This window comes from Streptomyces sp. SCUT-3, from assembly GCF_014083985.1.
Lineage (GTDB): Bacteria > Actinomycetota > Actinomycetes > Streptomycetales > Streptomycetaceae > Streptomyces_H > Streptomyces_H thermolineatus.
This window is the reverse complement of the sequence record NZ_CP046907.1, coordinates 5,208,497-5,226,312: the sequence shown is the minus strand read 5'-3', so window position 1 is coordinate 5,226,312 and position 17,816 is coordinate 5,208,497. Positions and strand designations below refer to the sequence as shown.

The following is a 17,816-nucleotide window of genomic DNA, read 5'->3' as shown; positions in this document are numbered from 1 at the left end:
GGCAGGCAACCCTACTATCCGGAGGTGACGCTGCGGCACCCTCCGGGTGCGCGCTGCGCACGGGCGGACGCGTACAGGCACACCGCGGCGGCCGTCGCCAGGTTCAGGCTCTCCGCCCGGCCGTGGATGGGCACGCGCACGACCTCGTCGCACAGGGCGCGGGTCTCCTCCGGCAGCCCCCACGCCTCGTTGCCGAACACCCAGGCGGTGGGAAGCCCGAGGGTGCCCTCGTCCTCCTCGGCGTCCAGGTCCCGCTCGCCCGCGCCGTCGGCGGCCAGCACCCGCACCCCGGCCCCGCGCAGCCCGGCGACGGCGTCGGCCACGGGGACGCCCACGGCGACGGGCAGGTGGAACAGGCTCCCGACGGACGCCCGCACCGCCTTGGGGTTGTACAGGTCGACCGAGGCGTCGGTGAGGACGACGGCGTCGGCCCCCGCCGCGTCGGCGCAGCGCAGCACCGTCCCGGCGTTCCCGGGGTCGCGGACGTTGGCGAGGACGGCGACCAGGCGGGGCCGGGCGCGCAGGACCTCCTCGAAGGGGGAGTCGACGAAGCGGCAGACGCCGACCAGGCCCTGGGGCGTGACGGTGTCGGAGATGTCCGCGACGATCTCCTCGGTGGCCGTGTGCACGGGAACCCCGGCGGCGCGCGCCTCGGCCAGCAGGTCCGCGTGCCGCTCGGCGGCCTCGACGGTGGTGAACAGCTCGACCAGGGTGCGGCCGGCGCCGGTGCCGCCGTGCGCGACGGCCTCGCGCACCGCCTGCGGGCCCTCGGCGAGGAAACGCCGCTCCTTGCCCCGGAAACCGCGCCTGGCCAGCCTCCGGGCGGCGGTGACGCGGGCCGATCGCAGGGAGGTCAGCTCGGGGCTCGCCATGGGTGTCGCTCGCTCGCTTCCGCAGGGGGGCCGCTGTGTGGGGCCGGGGTGTGGGGTGGGGCCGGGCGCCGGGTGACGGGCCGGGCGCCGGGTGGCAGCGCGCCGGACCCGCAGGCGACGGGTGCACCTGCGGGTCCGGGAAAGGGTGCCGGCACGGCGGCCGGCCGGCGGGGACGCCTGACTCAGGCAGCGGCCTTCGGGGCGTTCACGTCGCTCGGCAGCGCCTTCTGGGCCACCTCGACCAGCGCGGCGAAGGCACCGGCGTCGTTGACCGCGAGGTCCGCGAGGATCTTGCGGTCGATCTCGATGTTGGCGGCCTTCAGGCCCTGGATCAGGCGGTTGTAGGTCATGCCGTTCGCACGCGCGGCGGCGTTGATCCGCTGGATCCACAGCTGGCGGAAGTCGCCCTTGCGCTTCTTCCGGTCGTTGTAGTTGTAGACGAGGGAGTGGGTGACCTGCTCCTTCGCCTTGCGGTACAGGCGGGAGCGCTGGCCGCGGTAACCGCTGGCCTGCTCGAGGATCGCCCGGCGCTTCTTGTGGGCGTTGACTGCCCGCTTGACGCGTGCCACTTGTGTACTCCTTGGAAAGGACCGCGGGGGTGTTCACGCGGCCCGGTGTCGACTGTGTCCCGGTCCGTGGTCCTGCCCCCGGTTCACCGGGGGCGGACGGTCACTTGCCGAGAAGCTTCTTGATCTTCTTGGCGTCGGCCGGGGCCATCTCGACGGTTCCGGCCAGGCGGCGGGTCAGCGTCGAGGACTTGTGCTCGAGCAGGTGACGGCGGCCGGCGCGCTGGCGCACCACCTTGCCGGAGCCGGTCAGGCGGAATCGCTTGCTGGCACCGCTGTGCGTCTTGTTCTTCGGCATGTCGCCGTACTCTCCTCGTCGGTGCCGCTCCCGTCCGTCTCGCGTGCGACGGGCGGGAGCGCCATCTCTCTGGTAGGGATGCGCGTTCGGGGGACGGGCCCCCGGACACTACTGGGCCGGAGCCTGGGACTCGGAATCGGCCTGCTGCTCGGCAGGCGCTTCGCCCTGCTCGGCAGGCGCCTCGCCCCGGTCGGTCAGACCCTGGCGCTCCGCCTTGCGGGCGGCAGCCGCCTCACGGGCCTCGGCCATGGCCTCGGTCTTCTTCTTGTGGGGGCCGAGAACCATGATCATGTTCCGGCCGTCCTGCTTGGGGTTGGACTCGACGAAGCCCAGGTCCTGCACGTCCTCCGCCAGGCGCTGCAGCAGCCGGTAGCCAAGCTCGGGGCGGGACTGCTCACGACCACGGAACATGATCGTGATCTTGACCTTGTCGCCCTGCTTGAGGAACCGGACGACGTGACCCTTCTTGGTGTCGTAGTCGTGCGGGTCGATCTTCGGCCGGAGCTTCATCTCCTTGATGACCGTGTGCGCCTGGTTCTTGCGCGCCTCACGGGCCTTCATGGCCGACTCGTACTTGAACTTGCCGTAGTCCATGAGCTTGCAGACCGGCGGCCTGGCGTTCGCCGCGACCTCGACCAGGTCGAGGTCGTACTCCTGGGCGAGCTCCAGGGCCTTCGCAAGGGGAACGATGCCCACCTGCTCGCCGCTGGGGCCGACAAGTCGCACCTCGGGAACTCGAATCCGGTCGTTGATGCGGGGCTCGGCGCTGATGGGGCCTCCTCGGTTGCACCCACGGCCGCCTGGCGGACAGCCGCGTAACGTCTCTGTCTGGTGACCGCCGTACCCCGGACGCGAAAACGCCCCGTACGGGACACAGGCGGGGCTCCTCACAACCGGGAGCACCACCGTGTTGTTCCCACGGGGCGCAAGAACAGCCGCTCCGCCTTGCGACGGGGGCCGTCGACCGGAACCCGCCGACCTGTGCGGTCGGTCAGGTGGGAGATCGGAGCCTCCACTTGCGGGCCGGGCACGTGAGTGGCCGGCCGGTCAATCACCAAGCATACCGCAACGGGCGGCACGCGCAGAACACGGCGTACGGGCGCGGCCGCGTGCCGCACCGTGCGTACGCGCAGGTCGTGCGCGCGGCGCCCGCCCCCGCCGGGCCGCGGGGAGGGAGCCCCGCGGGCGCCCTAGGCTGGGGCGGGGCAGTCCCGCCCCCACCGAGACACCAAGAAGAGAGCCATGAGCGACGCCACTCCCCCGCAGGACCCCGCTTCCGCCGCCACCGACGAGGCCGCGGCCGCCGCGGCGACGGACGCGCCGGACTTCGACGCGATGGCCCGTGACATCGCGGACGTCCCCGCGGTCGAGGTGATCACCACCGTCGCCGTGCACCTGATGAGCGCGGCCGCGGTCAACCTCGGCCTCGCCGAGGAGGGCGACACCCACAAGGACCTCGACGAGGCCCGCAAGCTCATCACCGCGCTGGCCGGCCTGGTCACCGCCGGAGCCACCGAGATCGGCTCCTACCACGCGGCCCCGCTGCGCGACGGCCTGAAGTCGCTGCAGCTGGCCTTCCGCGAGGCGTCGGTCGTCCCCGACGAGCCGGGGCAGGGCCCCGGCGAGAAGTACACCGGCCCGGTCATCGGCTGACGGGTCCGCCCGCGGGCACAAAAGCGGCACCGAAGCGGCCCGCCCGCGCCCGCCCGATCGACGGGCCCGGACGGGCCGGCGGGCGCGGGCCGTCGGGTCAGACTGAGCGGCGGGTGTGGACGGGCTCGCCCGGGACCCGGGCGTCGGGCGGCAGGACGGCGAGCTCCAGGCCGCGCACCAGCCGGCCGCGCAGCGTCTCGTCCCCCGACAGGGCGGCGGCCAGCCGGCCGCCCACCTGCCGGACGTCCGCGTCCTCGGCGAGGACCAGCCCGAGCGTCAGGTCCGACCGGGTGCTCGGCATCAGGTGGGCCCTCAGCACCGCGGGCTCGGCGGCGCACGCCGCGCGGACCGCCTCCGCCACGGCCGGGTCCGCCGCCGCCTCGGTCTGCCCGCGCCCCTCGGCCGCCGCCCGCAGGGCGGACCCGGTGAGCTGGTAGGTGACCGGGCCGGCCATGTCGATCAGCAGGGTGTCGGCCTTCTCGTGGGCGAGGGCCTGCAGCGCCTGGTGGAACGGGACCGCCACCGGCCGGGCGTCGGCCTGCCAGCGGGCCAGGCTGTCGGTGGAGGTGAAGGCGGGCAGGGCGCGGCGGCCGCCGGGCGCCTCGAGCGTGGGCACGGCCATGTCGCTGGTCTTCTCGCGGCGCAGGCCGTCCTCGCCGATCTCCACCTCTCCCAGGACGGCGACCACAGGGATCAGGAGCCTGGCGCCGGGCAGCGCGGCAAGCACCTCGCGCTCGGCCGACCGGTCCTTCGCGTAGGCCGCCAGGGCGGCGGCGAGCCTCGGGTCCGCGGACCCGTCGTCGTCGGGGAAACCGGGGTCCGGGATGTTCTTGAGCTCCACGTTCCGAGGGTATAGGGCACCGGCCGGGCGCCCTCCCACCGGGCCCCGGGCCGCCTCCGCCCGTCCCCGGGGCCCTGCGGGAAGGGCCGCCGCCGTCCGGTGGCCGCCGGAGGACGGCGGAGGGCAGCGGCTGCGGACGGCACGGTCACCGGGGTCCCGGGGCGGGGGCCCGGGGGTCGCGCGCGGCGGCGCGGGAGGCGGCCGCGCGGCGGTCGCGCAGCAGCAGGACACCGCCCGCGGCGAGCAGCACGGCACCGGTGGCGGCTCCCGCCGCGGCCGGCCCGCCGGTACCGCCGCCCTCCTCCGTCTGCGCCGCCCGGTCCGCGGCCGGCCCGCTGCCGAAGTAGCGGCGCCCGTGCGGGACCGCGGACGGCACCGCCGGGGACGGCTCCAGCTCCCCCGCCGCCTCGAGCGCGGCGGCCGCGTCCACCACCCCGGTGCCGAGCGCGTCGCTGCGGCCGCCCGCCGGCCGGTTCCGGGCCGTCCGCTCCAGCACCTCCTTGACCTGGGCCGGGCTCAGGTCCGGGTGGGCCGAGCGGATCAGGGCGACGACGCCGGAGACGAAGGCCGCGGCCGCGCTGGTGCCCCAGCCCTCGTAGTAGCGGCGGTCGGGATCGGCGATCACCACGTCGACGCCGGGGGCGGCGACGGAGGCGTACCAGCGCCGGGTCGAGAACGGCGCGCGCCGCCCGTCCCGGTCGACCGCGGTGACGGCGATCACCCCCGGGTAGGCGGCCGGGTAGGAGATCCGGTCCCCGTCCTTGCCCCCGTTGCCCGCGGAGGCCACGACCGCCACGCCCTTGCGGAGCGCGTACTGGACGGCCTCGTCCTCGGCCTTGTCCGGGCGGGCTGACCTGCTGTCGTCGCCCAGCGAGAGGTTGATGACGTCGGCCCCGTGGTCCACGGCCCAGCGGATGCCCTCGGCCAGGGCGCCGCCCCGGGTCCTGCGGGCCTTCTTCCGCTGCGGGTCGCGCTCCTCGAGTATGACGCGCACCGGCAGGATCCGGGCCTTCGGTGCGACGCCGAGCACGCCCTCCCCGCGTCCGCGGCCGTGGCCGTGCCCGGCGATGATCCCGGCCATCGCGGTGCCGTGCCGGGCCCACGTCGAGTCGCCCCGCCCGGCACCGAACCCGACCAGGTCCCTGCCCGTCAGGACGCTGCCGGCCAGGTCGGGGTGGGTGGGGTCGACCCCGGTGTCGAGGACCGCGACGGTGATCCCCCGCCCCTCGGCAGTCCCCCACGCCCGGCGGGCGTTCAGGGTGTCCAGCGCCCATTCGTGGTCGCGGACGACGTCGGCGTGCGCCGGGACGGCGGGCGCCGTGAGCGCCAGCGCGACGGCGGCGGCCACCGCACCCGCGCCGCGCAGGCGCAGCGGCGACGGCGACGGCAGTGACGGCGATGACGGCGAACGGCGGCGGGTCAACGCTGCTCCTCCCCCGCGGCGCGGCGGGCCTGTGCGTCCGCGGCCTCGCGCAGACGGTTGTCGACCAGTTCGGCGAGGCCTCCGGCCTCGTGCCCCATGCCCGCCTGAGCGGGGGCGGCCGTGTCCCCGGGCACCACCGCCTCGGCCGCGGGCTGCGGCCGCTCGACGGACCTGCCGTCGGCGAAACCGCTGACCGCGTAGGTGACGAACGGCAGGCCGGTGTGCACCCTCACCGTCCAGCTCGCCCGCTGCCGGTCGCCGAACCCGGCGGCCGGCGTCTCTGCCGGTGCATACGGACGGGGGAGCATGTCGGCCCGCTCGCCCAGCCGTTCGTCGGTCCAGCGCTTGCGCAGGGCGCGCACGGCCGCCCGGTCGCCCTCGACGACGAGCACGCCGACGGTGGTGACGCTGGTGGCGGTCGCGTCGGTGTAGGTGGCTCGCAGGAGCCGGACGCAGCCGACCGGGGCGAGGGCGCGGGCGAGCAGGGGGTCGAAGGCGGCGTCGGAGCAGCGCGTCCGCGGGTCCACTCCGATGCGCGTCCAGCGGCGGTCCGCCCCGCCCGGTCCGGCGTCGGGGCCGTTGAGGGTGCGGGGGAAGATCTCGTCCACGGGGGTCTCTGCCCAGAGGGTGCGGGCGAGTTCGTAGGTGCGGGGCCCGGTCGCGGACACGGTGGTGACCGGGGCCCCGGCGAGCCGGCTGCCGAGGACCGAGCCCCCGAGCAGGCCCAGGCCGAGGACGAGGCACACGGCTGCGGCCACGCGCCCGGCCCCCGGCCGCCCGGCCGCTGCCCCGGCGGCGGGCGGCGCTACGGCAGGCGGCACGCCGACCGGCTGCCCGGCGGCCGCGAACGCCGTTGCAACAGGCGGCCCGGCAGCCGGCGGCGCGGCGGCCGCGAACGCCGTTGCGGCGGGCGGGCCGCCGGGGGGCGGCGGTGGCGGCGGGCCGGTGGGGGCGGCCCGCCCGGGATCGGCGGTGAGAGGCCCCGGTGCGCCGGCGCGGGCCCCCGGAACGCCGGCCGGGGCCGCCGGCGCGTCGACGCGGGAGGCGGGCGCGGGGGGTGCGCCCGGTGTGCCGGGCAGCCCCGCCGCGGGGCGGACGGTCGGCCGGGGCGGAATGCGTCCGGGCGGCGGGACGGCCCCTTCCCCGGCCCGGGAGGCCTCGGGCGGCATGGGGCCGGGATGCTGCGGAGGCGGAGGCGCGCCGGCTCCCCCGCTGTCGACTCCGGTACCCACCGACGCCCCCTTGTCGTGTGCTGTGCCGTGCGGTGTGTGCGCGTCACTCTATTGGTTGTCGGCGGGGTGCGGGACGTCCCGCGCGGCTCCCCGCCCTACCCCGGGGCGCGGGCCTCTGGCAAGCTGCCGCCATGTCTGATCCCTTTGCCGTCCGGGCCCGTTACGACCGGGCCACCGCGCACCTGGAAGCGCCGCTGGCCGTGGTGGACCTGGACGCGTTCGAGGCCAACGCCCGGGACCTGGTGCGCCGGGCGCAGGGCAAACCGGTACGGGTGGCGAGCAAGTCGGTGCGCTGCCGGGCCCTGCTGGAACGCGTCCTGGGCATCGAGGGGTTCGCGGGCGTCATGGGCTTCACCCTCGCCGAGTCGCTGTGGCTGGCCCGGTCGGGGTTCGGCGACGTGCTGCTGGCGTACCCGTCGGCCGACCGCGCCGGCTTCGGGGAGCTGACGGCCGATCCGGAGGCGGCGGCCGCGGTCACCGTCATGGTCGACGACCCCTCGCAGCTGGACCTGGTCGACGCCGCCCGCAGCGGTAACGAACAGGTGCGGGTCTGCCTGGAGATGGACACCTCCCTGCACCTGCTCGGCGGCCGGGTGCGCATCGGTTCGCGCCGCTCCCCGCTGCGCACCCCGGAGCAGTTGCGCGGCCTGGCCCGCGAGGTCGTGCGCCGGCCGGGTTTCCGGCTGGTGGGGCTGATGGCGTACGAGGGGCACGTGGCCGGGGTGGGCGACGCGGTGCCGGGGCGGCCGCTGTACTCGCGCGCGGTGCGGAGGATGCAGGCCCTGGCGCGGCGCGAGCTGGCGGTGCGCCGGGCGGAGGTGGTGCGGGCGGTGCGGGAGGTGGCGGACCTGGAGTTCGTCAACGGCGGGGGCACCGGCAGCGTGCAGCACACGGTCGCGGAGGACGCGGTGACCGAGGTCGCGGCGGGTTCGGGCCTGTACGTGCCGCGCCTGTTCGACGGCTACACCTCGTTCCGGGGACGGCCGGCGGCCCTGTTCGCGCAGCCGGTGGTGCGGCGGCCCGGGGCGGGGGCGGTGACGGTGCTGGGCGGCGGCTATCCGGCGTCGGGGCCGGCCGGGCGGGACCGGCTGCCCGTGCCCTGGCTCCCCCGGGGGCTGTCCTACGACCCGCGCGAGGGCGCCGGCGAGGTGCAGACGCCCCTGCTGGGGGCGGCCGCCGCCGACCTGCGCGTGGGCGACCGGGTGTGGTTCCGGCACGCGAAGGCGGGCGAGCTGTGCGAGCGCTTCGAGACGCTCCACCTGGTGGAGGGGGACCGGGTGGTGGCGTCGGTGCCGACGTACCGGGGCGAGGGGAAGACGTTCCTCTAGCGCCGCGGCAGGCAACGTTCGCCCCGTCAGGGGGAGGGCTATCCTCGGGCCGGTCGACCGCGTTCCTCCGCAGGAGATTTGAGGCCCTGATGACTGTGCCGTCCCGTGACTCGATGCTGGAGCTGCTCTCGGCGGACGGCCCGGACCCGGACCACGCCGAGGCGATGATGCTCTACGGCCGGCTGGTCGGAACGTGGGACATCAGCAACCGGTACCGGTTCGGTGACGGTCAGTGGCGCAGCGCAGCGGGCGAGTGGCGTTTCGGCTGGGCCCTGGGCGGGCGGGTGGTGCAGGATGTGCTCTTCTGTCCGGAGTTCCACGATCGGTACCCCGGCACCACTGTCCGCATGTACGACGTCACGACCGGGCTGTGGCGGATTACGTGGATCTCGCCGAAGCTTCCCTCGTACTTCTCCCAGGTCGGTCGGTCCGACGGTGCCGGTGGGATGATCCAGGAGGGAACCGACCCCGAGGGCAGGCGCTCGCGGTGGACGTTCACCGACGTCACGCCGACCTCTTTCCTCTGGCAGGGTTTCAGCGCCGCCCCCGACGGCGAGTTCGAGTTGTTCCAGGAGATGCACGCGACACGCCGGTAGTGCGGCAGCCACCACGCGGTGGTGCGGCCCGGGCGGGCCGCCCCGGTGACAGAGCGAGTACGAGCCCGTGAGATCGACGACGACGAGGGGCGGGGCCCGCTGCGGATCGTCCGCAGGGGCACGGGGCCGGTGGTGGCCTGGCGGCGCGCCCGGACGGTGCTGCTGTCCGCGCAGGGCGTGCCCGTGGCGAAGACCGCCGAAGTGACGTTCACCAGCGCGGACCGGGTGGAGCCGGCCCGCGGCAGCGGAAGCACCGGAAGCACCGGAAGCACCGGAAAAACGTTCCTCTGTCCGCGGGCGGCGCCGACGCCGTCACAGGCCGGGGGCGTCCCCGTCCAGGGACTGCTCCGTCCAGATCACCTTGCCGTCGGCCGTGTGCCGGGTGCCCCAGCGGTCGGCGAGCTGGGCCACCAGGAACAGCCCGCGCCCGCCCTCGTCGGTGCTCTTGGCCCGGCGCAGCCGCGGTGAGGTGCTGCTGCCGTCGAAGACCTCGCAGGTCAGGGCGCGGTCGCGGATGAGGCGCAACTGGATGGGGCCGCCGCCGTAGCGGATGGCGTTGGTGAGCAGTTCGCTGACGATCAGTTCGGTGGCGAACACCACCTCGCCCAGGCCCCACTCGGTCAGGCGCCGGGTGACCGCGGCCCGGGCGGCGGCGACCCGGGCCGGGTCGGCGGGGACGTCCCAGCGGGCGACCCGGCGTCCGTCGAGGGGCCGTGGGGCGGCGACCAGCAGGACCGCGTCCTCCTGCGGCACGGCCGGCAGCAGGGCGCGGACCACGGCGTCGCACGTCTCCTCCGGGGAGCGGCCCGCGACGGCCAGGACCTCGCGGAGCCGCTCCGCGCCCCGCTCCGCGCCGCGGTCCCCGGCCCGGTCCCCGGCGGAGCGCCCGCCGCAGAGGCCGTCGGTGAACAGCACCAGCCGTGCGCCGTCGGGGACCTCCAGTTCCACCGACTCGAACGGCTCCCTGCCGCCGTGGCCGAGCGGTTCCCCCGGCGGGAGCGAGGGGAACTCGACGGTTCCGTCGGGGTGGACGAGCGCGGGCCGCAGGCCGCCTGCGCGGGCCATCGTGCAACGGCGGGCGACCGCGTCGTGGACCGCGTACAGGCAGGTGGCCCCCGCCACCCTGGCCGCTCCGGTCTCCCCGGCCTCCCCGACAACCCCGGCCGTCCCGAGAACCCCGGTCTCCCCTGCCGCCCCGGTCTCCCGGCGGTCCTGCGGGGGCGTCCGGCCGTGGCCGGCCTCGGCGTCGAGCCGGACCACCAGGTCGTCCAGGCGTCCCAGGAGTTCGTCGGCCGGCAGGTCCAGGGCGGCGAAGTTCTGCACGGCCGTGCGCAGACGGGCGACCGTCGCGGCCGCGTGCAGTCCGCCGCCCACCACGTCGCCGACGACCAGCGCCACCCGGGCGCCGGAAAGCGGGATGACGTCGTACCAGCCGCGGCCCGTGCCCTCCGGGGCGGCCGCGTAGCGGTGGGCGACGTCCAGGGCGCCCTGCTGCGGGAGGGTGCGGGGCAGCAGGCTGCGCTGCAGGGCCAGGGCCGCGTCGCGCTCGTGCAGACGGCGGTGGGCGTTGTCGGCGCAGAGGGCCGTCCTGGCCGCCAGTGCCTCGGCCAGACGCAGGTCGTCCTCCTCGAAGGGCTCGCGGCCCGCGTCCCGGTGGAAGGTGACCACGCCGAGGACGGCGTTCCGGGAGAGCAGTGGGACGCACAGAAGCGTGCCCCGGGTGCGGTGTGCGCCGGGTGCGCCGGGTGCGCGCGGGCCGGGGGCGAGGACCGGCCCGCGCTGCTCGATGCTGCGGGCCTGCGGGGTGGCGGGGCCGTGCTCGACCGGCTTGCCCTCGCCCGGCGCGGGACGGGAGGCGTCCCTCCCCGAGCGCCTGCGGGCCGCGGCGCGGCGCAGCGCGGTGTCGGCCCTGTCGGCCGCGCCGGGCGGCGCGCCGCCGCGCAGTAAGCTCTCGCGGAGGTCGACGGTGACGCCGTCGGCGAAGCGCGGCACCACCAGGTCCGCCAGCTCGGCGGCGTTGAGCGCCGGGTCGAGGGCGGCGCCGATCCGGCCGCCCGCCTCCCACAACAGGGCCAGCCGCTGCCGGGCCGCGACCGCGAACCTGCCCACGCCGCGCTCGCCGACCATCACCGGCCGCGACGTCCCACCGTACGGGTCTGTGTCCACCGAGTCCCTTTCCGACGTCCCCCGTTCCACCGGCCCCTTTTCCCGTACCGGTCGTGCCCCACCCGGGCGCACGGGTGCACGGCCCGGCGCAGGAGCGGCGGGCACGGCCCGCAGTACCCGGTGGCGGTGGTCGGCGGCCGGTCTGGCCTCCACGACGGTCCCGCGCGTCCCGTCGCGGTACTCCACCGGGTGGGAGATCAGGACCGTGGGACCGGCCCCGGGGAGCCGCACCTCCACGGCGGCCCGCTCCCCGCGGGCGATGAGCCCGGCCGAGGTCTCCAGGAGGATCTGCCGGGCGTGCCGGTCGCGGCGGGCCGCCGTCCAGTCCTCGGGCAGCGGAAGCTCCCCGGGGTCGTCGAGGTCGTCCGGTCCGATGAACGCGCTCGTGCCGCCGGGGCGGCCCGCGGCCAAAGTCCACGCGTGCAGCAGGGAGCGCTCCCGGTCGGTGCACCGCTCCAGCATTTCCTGTTCGACCGCCGCCGAGGCCCGCCGCACCAGTTCGGCCATGGAGTCCGCGGTCTCCGCGGTGTCCGGCTCGTGCCGGGTGAGGTCGACGACGCCCGCGATGCGCCCGGTGAGCGGGTCGCGGACGGGGGCGCCGGTGCACACGAAGGACCGGAGGCGGTCTGCGTAGTGCTCGCCGGCGCGCACCAGCGCGGGCCGTCCGGTGGCGAGGGCGGTGCCGATGCCGTTGGTGCCGGCCGCCCCCTCGTCGAAGCCGGCACCGGGGACGAGCCGCACCTCGTCCAGGTGGCGGTCGAGGCCGGGCCCGCCCGCGCGGCGCTCCAGGATCCGCGCCCCCTCGTCCGCCAGGACGATGCTGACCGGCACACCGGCGACCAGGTCGGCGAGCCGGTCGAGGACGGGGGCCGCCGCACGGGCCAGTCCGCCGTCCGGGTCGAGGTCCGGGTGGTGGGGCGGCTCGCAGCCCTCCGGCCGCAGGCCGCCCTCGCGGCACCGCAGCCAGGAGGCCAGGACGGTGTCGCGCACCGGCGCCCTCGGCGGTTCGCCCGCCAGCACCCGGTCCCGTGCCTCCGTCAGCGCCCGGGCGTCGTCCCGGCACCTTCCCGGCATCGCCGTCACCGCCTCCGCTGCGTCCCGCCGCATGGTCCCGTCACGGGCAACTGCCGTCCCGTGGCGGGCAACTGGGCGCCGACGCTAGCCGGAGCCGCGCCGGAGGTCGGGAAAAGCCCGTCCCCTACCACTCGTGTGAGTGATAAACGAACGGATCGGCCCCGGGGCGCGCGGCGTCCGGGGCCGGGATGCGCGGCCTCCGGGCCCGGGGCGCGCGGCCTCCGGGCCGGGGGCCGTTCGTCATCAGACGGCGCCCTGGTCGGTGTCCGCCGCGGTGTCCGCCGTCCGTATGCCGCGGACGATCTCGTCCATCACCGACAGGTCCGGGGCCTCCGCGGTGTCGTCGAAGCCGAACCGCACCCCGATCAGCTTCCCGGTGTCCGGGGAGGGGAAGACCAGGCTCTGGACGTACCCGTCCGGGCCGTCGGCCGGCTCCACCTTCCAGCGGACCAGGTAGCCGTCCTCCCCCGCCACCTCGACCGCGCGCGCCTCGACCTGCCGGTGGGACTCCAGGTCGCCGTAGGAGTCCCGGGCGTTGGCCGCGATGTCCGCCTCGGCCGCGGCCCTGGCGTCCGAGCCCTTCGGCGGGGCCGGCAGCGTGTAGACGCCGGCGCTGACGCAGGTCCCCGACTCGGAAGAGGCGCACTTGTAGCTGCCGCTGACCATGTACGCGGTGCCCGCCTCCGAGTCTCGCTCCTGCCAGTCCTCGGGGACCGGCAGGGCTATGCCGTTGACGGTGTCCGTGGCGAACCCCGCCGCGGTGCCGCCGTCTTCCGGGGCGGAGGCGCTCGGCGGGGCGGAGGGGCCGGCCTGCGGCTCCCCGTCCCCGCCGGAGAGGAGGAAGAACCCCCCGACGACCGCCGAGGCAACGACCGCCACCGCCGCGACGACCGCCACGGCCACCGCTCCCCTGCGGCGGCCGCCCGCCGGTGCGTGCGTCGGGCCCGCCGGGCCCGGCGGGTAGTGGTCCTGGGCGGGGACGGGCTGCTGCCTCTGCGCCGGCCGGGTGTACTGGGTCCACGTGGTCCCGTCCCACCAGCGTTCCACGGTGACGGCCTGGCCCGCCTGGGACGGCTCCGGGTACCAGCCCGGGGGTGTCGTCATGCTCACGCGGCACACTCTAAGGCCGTCCCCGGCCGGAGGAACCGGGCGGGCGCCGTCGACCGCGGCCGACGCGCCCCGTGGCGCCGATGCGGCCCGCGGCGGCGCCGCGTCACGCGGCGGAGGGCGCCGCCGCGTCCAGGGCGGAGCGCAGGACCTTCGGCGCCTCGGCCAGCGAGGGCCCGTACCAGGTGAGGTGACGCCCGCTCACCAGGGCCGCGGGGACGCCGGGGAACGCCTCGGGGCCGTCGTCGGCGGTGAACCGGTAGGGCTCGTCGGGCAGGACCACCAGGTCCGGTCCGGCCGCGGTGAGTTCGGCCAGGGGGACCTTCGGGTAGCGCTCGGCGTGGCCGGCGTACAGGTTGTCGACGCCGAGCCGGGCCAGCAGGTCGCCGGCGAAGGTGTCCCGTCCCAGCACCATCCACGGCCTGCGCCACACCGGCACCACCGCGCTCCTGCGGTGGGCGGGCACGGGCAGGTCCCGCCAGGCGGCCTCGGCCTCGTCGAGCCAGCGGGGACGGGGCAGGCCGCAGCCGTCGGTGAGCGCCCGGTGCAGTTCGGCGAAGGCGGAGGGCAGGTCGCGCACCACCGTGAGCAGGACCGGGACCCCGGCCGCGCGCAGCGCGTCCAGGTCCGGGGCCCGGTTCTCCTCCTCGTTGGCCAGCACCAGGTCCGGGGCCAGGGCGGTGATGCGCGCCACGTCGGGGTTCTTGGTGCCGCCGACGCGCACGGCGTCCAGGCCGGCGGGGTGGCTGCACCAGTCGGTGACGCCCACCAGCAGCCCGGGGGCGGTGGCGGCCACCGCCTCGGTGAGCGAGGGGACGAGGGAGACGACGCGTCGGACTCGATGTGCCATGGGGGGAAACTAGCGGCTCGCCGCACGGCCCCGTCCGGCTGGTCGGACCGCCGCACGGCGTGTGCGGGGTCCGGGGCCGGAACGGCGTCGGTCGGGCGTGAGCCCCCGGCCCTGTGTGCCGGGGGCTCACTCGTTCGGGGAAGGGGCCTCGGCCGGAGGCCTTGGGGCCGGTCCGGTCCGTCGGCACGACGGTCCTCGCCGGGGGCCCGGCGCTGCCGTCCGCCGGTCAGTGCCGGGTACGGCTCACGAGAGGTCGGGGCGTTCGGTGACGCGGACGGCGTTCACCAGTGTCTTGCCCGAGTTCGCGACGAAGCGGACGTTCAGCACCCCGTCGGTGACCGTCACCGTAAAGGTGCGCTGCAGAGCCGTGTACGTACCGGCCTCCAGTGCGACGTCCAGGCTCGACTCGACCTCCTTGCCCTCCGCGATCACGTCGAAGACCCGCGCGGTCGGCTTCGTCGACGACAGCTCCGCGAAGTCCAGCTCCACGGTGTAGACGCCGTTCGGAACGTTGTCGAAGCGGTACTCGTGCATGCCCTCGCGGGCCGTCGTGAACCGCCGGGGGTCCTGGGTCCCGCCGATCTCCTGCTTGGTGGACGTCGTCTTCGTGGTGCCGAGGTACCCGAAGGACCCGGCTTCGTACGCCCGGTCCGGCTGCCAGCTGTCGCCGCGGGCGTCCGTCGACGAGGAGCCGGTGCCGCTGTCGAGCGACTGCTGGTAGCCGGGGACGACCAGCTTCACCGGGACCTTGAGCTCCGGGCTGCGCCCGCTGTCGGAACGCACCAGCAGGTCCGCCGAGAGCACGTCGCCGGGCTTGCGGCCCGTGGTGTCGAAGCCGAGCCTCACCGTCTGCGAGGCGCCCTTCGCCAGGTCGCCCCGGACGGGCGAGACCGTGAGCCACGGCACGTCCCGCGCCGTGCCGTCGACGGCTTCGGTGATGGTGTACAGGGTCGCGGAGCCGGTGTTGGTCAGGGTCGCCGACCGTTCCCGCGTCTGGTCGGCGGGGGCGACGGCCGTGACCTGCTCCTGGTCGAGCGCGACCCGGCCGGTGGCCAGGGAGGCGCTCGCGTCGGCGGCGCGGCCCGCCTCCACGACGACGGCCTTCTCCTCGCCGGCGTACCCCGTGGCCGAGAACGCCAGCGTGTGCGTGCCGGCGTCCAGTTGCAGCGCGTACCTGCCGTCGGAGTCCGTCATGGTGCTCGCCGGGCCCGCGGCCACCTCGACGCCGGGCACCGGTCCGTCGTCGTTGCCGTCCGTGACCGTGCCGAGCACGACGCCGGACTTCGTCGTGCGGAAGGCGACGCCGAGGCCGTCGGAGATCGCCTCGGAGTTGAAGGAGTACTGGAGGGCGTCCGTACCGGTGGCGTTCTCGACGCCGACGGTGGCGCTCCTGCCGGTGGAGTAGCCGCCGGAGGTGTCGGCGATGTCCTTGTACCGGTAGGTGACGGAGCCGTCCTCGCCGATCTCGGCGGAGAAGGAGAACGGGGCGCCCTGGTCGTACCAGCTCACGACGTCCCGCCACTCGACGACGAGCGTCCGGTCCGGGTACTCGCCCCTGACCGCGGTGTAGACGCCGCCGGCGTCGGCACGGACCAGCAGGTCGTCCCAGAACGGGTAGAGGGCCGCGTTCGGGGCCGCCGTACCGGGCAGCGCGCTGTTGGAGTTGCTGGAGTTGGCCGTGAGGAAGTTCAGGTATCCGTTGGTGCTGACCCAGGCCGACCGGTAGGTCTTGCCGTAGAACGGGACCGGGAACGGCAGGTCGACCTTGACGTTGCCGGAGTCACCGCTCAGGTTCAGCCTGTCGGTGCCCGCCACCCAGGACCCGGTTCCGGTGGCGCACGCCGTGCCGAAGGTGTCGAGGCGGGCGGGCAGGCGCACGTCGGCGACCGTGTCGCCGGACACCGACACCTCCGCGCTCCCCGGTGTGACACAGCGCGATTCGTGCGTGGCGTTCAGCGTGTACGAGCCGTGCGGCAGGGTCGCCTCGTAGCGCCCCCGGGCGTCCGCGGTGGCGGTCACCGGCGTGCCGGCGAAGGACAGCTCGGCGCCGCCAGCGGGGCCCGCCGAGGAGGTGACGGTGCCGGACACCTTGGCGGACGGGGCGGCGACGAGGGAGAAGTCCCGAACCGTGTTCCGGCCGTCCTCGACGGTGGCCGTGCCGGTCGCGTCGGCGTGGCCGAACTTCTTGACCGTCAGGTCGTAGTCGCCCACCGACAGGGCGGGGAACCTGTAGCCGCCCTCGGCGTCGGTGACGACGGTGCGGTCGATCGGCCCGTCGGCGACGACCTGGGCGCCCGGGACGGCGTCGCCGGCGACGGTGACGGTGCCGGTCAGGGAACCGGTCGCGCCGCGCGGGGCGCCGCTCACCGCGGCGTGGGCGTCGAGCCGGCCCTCGCCGAAGACGTTGTTGTCGTCCGCGGTACCGCCGCAGGTCAGGGCGGACACGTCGATCGCCGTGTCGTCGAGGAGCGCCTCGGTGGCCGGCACGTCGCCGTGCAGGGAGGCCGACGCGGACCAGACCAGGGCGACGGCGCCGGCGGTGTGCGGGGAGGCCATCGACGTGCCGCTCAGCGAGCTGTACCCGCCGCCCGTGTAGGCGGAGCGGACGTTGACGCCGGGGGCGGCCAGGTTCGGCTTGACGGTGCCGTTCTCGCCCGTTCCGCGCGAGGAGAAGCTCGCTATGGCGTTGCCGCTGTCGAACGCGCCGCTCGCATAGCTGCTGACGTAGGAGCCCGGGGAGCCCGCCGTGTTGCAGCCGGGGCCGCTGTTGCCGTTGGAGAAGGAGGGGAAGATGCCCGCCGCCCGCCAGGACGTCACCACGTCCTGGTACCAGGGGTCCTGGACGCTCGACCCCCACGAGTTGTTCACGATGTCGGGGGCCAGGTCGGGCCGGGGGTTGGCGCCGTTCGCGTCGGTCGGCGCGACCGTCCACTGCCCGGAGGCGAGGAGGGACGCGCGGGAGCAGCTGCTGCTCTCGCAGCCCTTGGCGGCGATCCAGGTGGCGCCGGGCGCGACACCGATCCGGTTGCCGTTGCCGTCGTCGCCGACCATGGTGCCCATGGTGTGGGTGCCGTGGCCGTTGTTGTCGCACGGGTTGTCGCCCGTGCAGACGCCGGCCGGGTCGAACCAGTTGTAGTCGTGGGAGAAGGAGCCGTCGGCGTTGCGGCCCCGGTACTGCTTGACGAGCGCCGGGTGGTCGTACTGGACACCGCTGTCGATGTTGGCGACGACCACGCCCTCTCCGCGGACGCCGTACGTGCTCCACACCTGCGGGGCGTTGATCCGGTCGACGCCCCACTCGACGCCGTCGACGGTCGGCTCGCTGCTGCCGTCGGCGGGCCGGTCGAGCTTGACCGCCTGGTCGGCCTCGATCGCCTCGACCTCGGGCAATGCAGCGATCTTCGTGGCGAGTCCGATGTCGCCGACGACCTTGACGGAGTTGTCGATCCAGTACGGGACGGCGTCCGCCCCGGCCGCCCCGGCCGCCCCGAGGACGCCTGACTGGGTGTCCTGCGCGACCTTCTTCTTGGCCCTGAGCACGGCCTCGGCCTTGGCCGTCTTGCTCTCGGCGCTCTCGGCGGCGGAGAGGTCTGCTTCCTTCTTCATGACGACCCAGAAGGTCGTCCTGTCCTTCTCGTCCAGCTGCTCGAGCAGTTTCCGCTCGGCCTTGGCGCTCAGCAGCTCCTGCGCCGAAGGCTCGGCGGCCGCCGCGGCTCCGGCGCCCCAGGGCAGCAGCACCAGGGCTGTCAGGGCCGCCAGGGAAGCCGGAGCGATCCGGCGTGGGGATCTTCGAAAGGGTGCCACGGATCT

Annotated in this window: 14 protein-coding genes and 1 pseudogene; 4 read left to right on the top strand and 11 right to left on the bottom strand. The window is 75.6% G+C overall.

Features of this window, described 5'->3' with window-relative positions; all coding sequences use genetic code 11:
* Positions 1-14 precede the first annotated feature (14 nt).
* The 4 genes from GQS52_RS23030 to infC form a co-directional block, all read right to left on the bottom strand.
* Positions 15-872 (bottom strand): RNA methyltransferase, encoded by an 858-nt coding sequence (locus GQS52_RS23030; protein ID WP_182315231.1) that lies wholly within the window; start codon positions 870-872, stop codon positions 15-17.
* A gap of 182 nt (positions 873-1,054) precedes the next feature.
* A complete protein-coding gene (rplT, locus tag GQS52_RS23025; protein WP_182315230.1) occupies positions 1,055-1,441 on the bottom strand; it encodes a 50S ribosomal protein L20 in 387 nt (128 codons plus the stop codon).
* Between the two features lie 100 nt (positions 1,442-1,541).
* A complete protein-coding gene (gene rpmI, locus GQS52_RS23020; protein WP_182315228.1) occupies positions 1,542-1,736 on the bottom strand; it encodes a 50S ribosomal protein L35 in 195 nt (64 codons plus the stop codon).
* 108 nt (positions 1,737-1,844) lie between these two features.
* Positions 1,845-2,462 (bottom strand): translation initiation factor IF-3, encoded by a 618-nt coding sequence (gene infC / locus GQS52_RS23015; protein WP_259370927.1) that lies wholly within the window; start codon positions 2,460-2,462, stop codon positions 1,845-1,847.
* A 516-nt stretch (positions 2,463-2,978) separates the two neighbouring features.
* Here infC and GQS52_RS23010 point away from each other — a divergent pair.
* Complete coding sequence (locus GQS52_RS23010) at positions 2,979-3,389, top strand: DUF1844 domain-containing protein (protein WP_182315227.1); 411 nt, start codon at positions 2,979-2,981, stop codon at positions 3,387-3,389.
* 97 nt (positions 3,390-3,486) lie between these two features.
* Here the strand turns inward: GQS52_RS23010 and GQS52_RS23005 are convergent, their stop codons facing one another.
* The 3 genes from GQS52_RS23005 to GQS52_RS22995 all read right to left on the bottom strand — a co-directional run bounded on the left by GQS52_RS23005 (position 3,487) and on the right by GQS52_RS22995 (position 6,411).
* Positions 3,487-4,230: an SseB family protein gene (locus GQS52_RS23005; RefSeq protein WP_182315226.1), complete on the bottom strand. Its 744-nt coding sequence runs from the start codon at positions 4,228-4,230 to the stop codon at positions 3,487-3,489.
* A 145-nt stretch (positions 4,231-4,375) separates the two neighbouring features.
* Positions 4,376-5,602, bottom strand: coding sequence for a type VII secretion-associated serine protease mycosin (mycP, locus tag GQS52_RS23000; RefSeq protein WP_182316666.1), 1,227 nt, complete (start codon positions 5,600-5,602; stop codon positions 4,376-4,378).
* A 47-nt stretch (positions 5,603-5,649) separates the two neighbouring features.
* Positions 5,650-6,411 (bottom strand): hypothetical protein, encoded by a 762-nt coding sequence (locus GQS52_RS22995; RefSeq protein WP_182315225.1) that lies wholly within the window; start codon positions 6,409-6,411, stop codon positions 5,650-5,652.
* A 605-nt stretch (positions 6,412-7,016) separates the two neighbouring features.
* Here GQS52_RS22995 and GQS52_RS22990 point away from each other — a divergent pair.
* The 3 genes and pseudogenes from GQS52_RS22990 to GQS52_RS28460 all read left to right on the top strand — a co-directional run.
* Complete coding sequence (locus GQS52_RS22990) at positions 7,017-8,213, top strand: amino acid deaminase/aldolase (RefSeq protein ID WP_182315224.1); 1,197 nt, start codon at positions 7,017-7,019, stop codon at positions 8,211-8,213.
* Positions 8,214-8,302: 89 nt separating this feature from the next.
* The gene (locus GQS52_RS22985; protein WP_182315223.1) at positions 8,303-8,809 is read left to right on the top strand and encodes a hypothetical protein; all 507 of its coding nucleotides are present in this window, start codon (positions 8,303-8,305) and stop codon (positions 8,807-8,809) included.
* A 45-nt stretch (positions 8,810-8,854) separates the two neighbouring features.
* Positions 8,855-9,037: pseudogene (locus GQS52_RS28460) on the top strand (IS630 family transposase); the annotation flags it as partial.
* Positions 9,038-9,121: 84 nt separating this feature from the next.
* Here GQS52_RS28460 and GQS52_RS22980 read toward each other — a convergent pair.
* From GQS52_RS22980 to GQS52_RS22965, 4 genes are all read right to left on the bottom strand, one after another.
* Positions 9,122-12,049, bottom strand: coding sequence for a SpoIIE family protein phosphatase (locus tag GQS52_RS22980; RefSeq protein WP_182315222.1), 2,928 nt, complete (start codon positions 12,047-12,049; stop codon positions 9,122-9,124).
* A 243-nt stretch (positions 12,050-12,292) separates the two neighbouring features.
* Complete coding sequence (locus GQS52_RS22975; protein ID WP_182316665.1) at positions 12,293-13,153, bottom strand: DUF2510 domain-containing protein; 861 nt, start codon at positions 13,151-13,153, stop codon at positions 12,293-12,295.
* Between the two features lie 109 nt (positions 13,154-13,262).
* On the bottom strand, positions 13,263-14,006 hold the full coding sequence (locus tag GQS52_RS22970; protein ID WP_182315221.1) for a helical backbone metal receptor: 744 nt from the start codon (positions 14,004-14,006) through the stop codon (positions 13,263-13,265).
* A gap of 243 nt (positions 14,007-14,249) precedes the next feature.
* Positions 14,250-17,810, bottom strand: coding sequence for a S8 family serine peptidase (locus GQS52_RS22965; RefSeq protein WP_182315220.1), 3,561 nt, complete (start codon positions 17,808-17,810; stop codon positions 14,250-14,252).
* Positions 17,811-17,816: the final 6 nt, after the last annotated feature.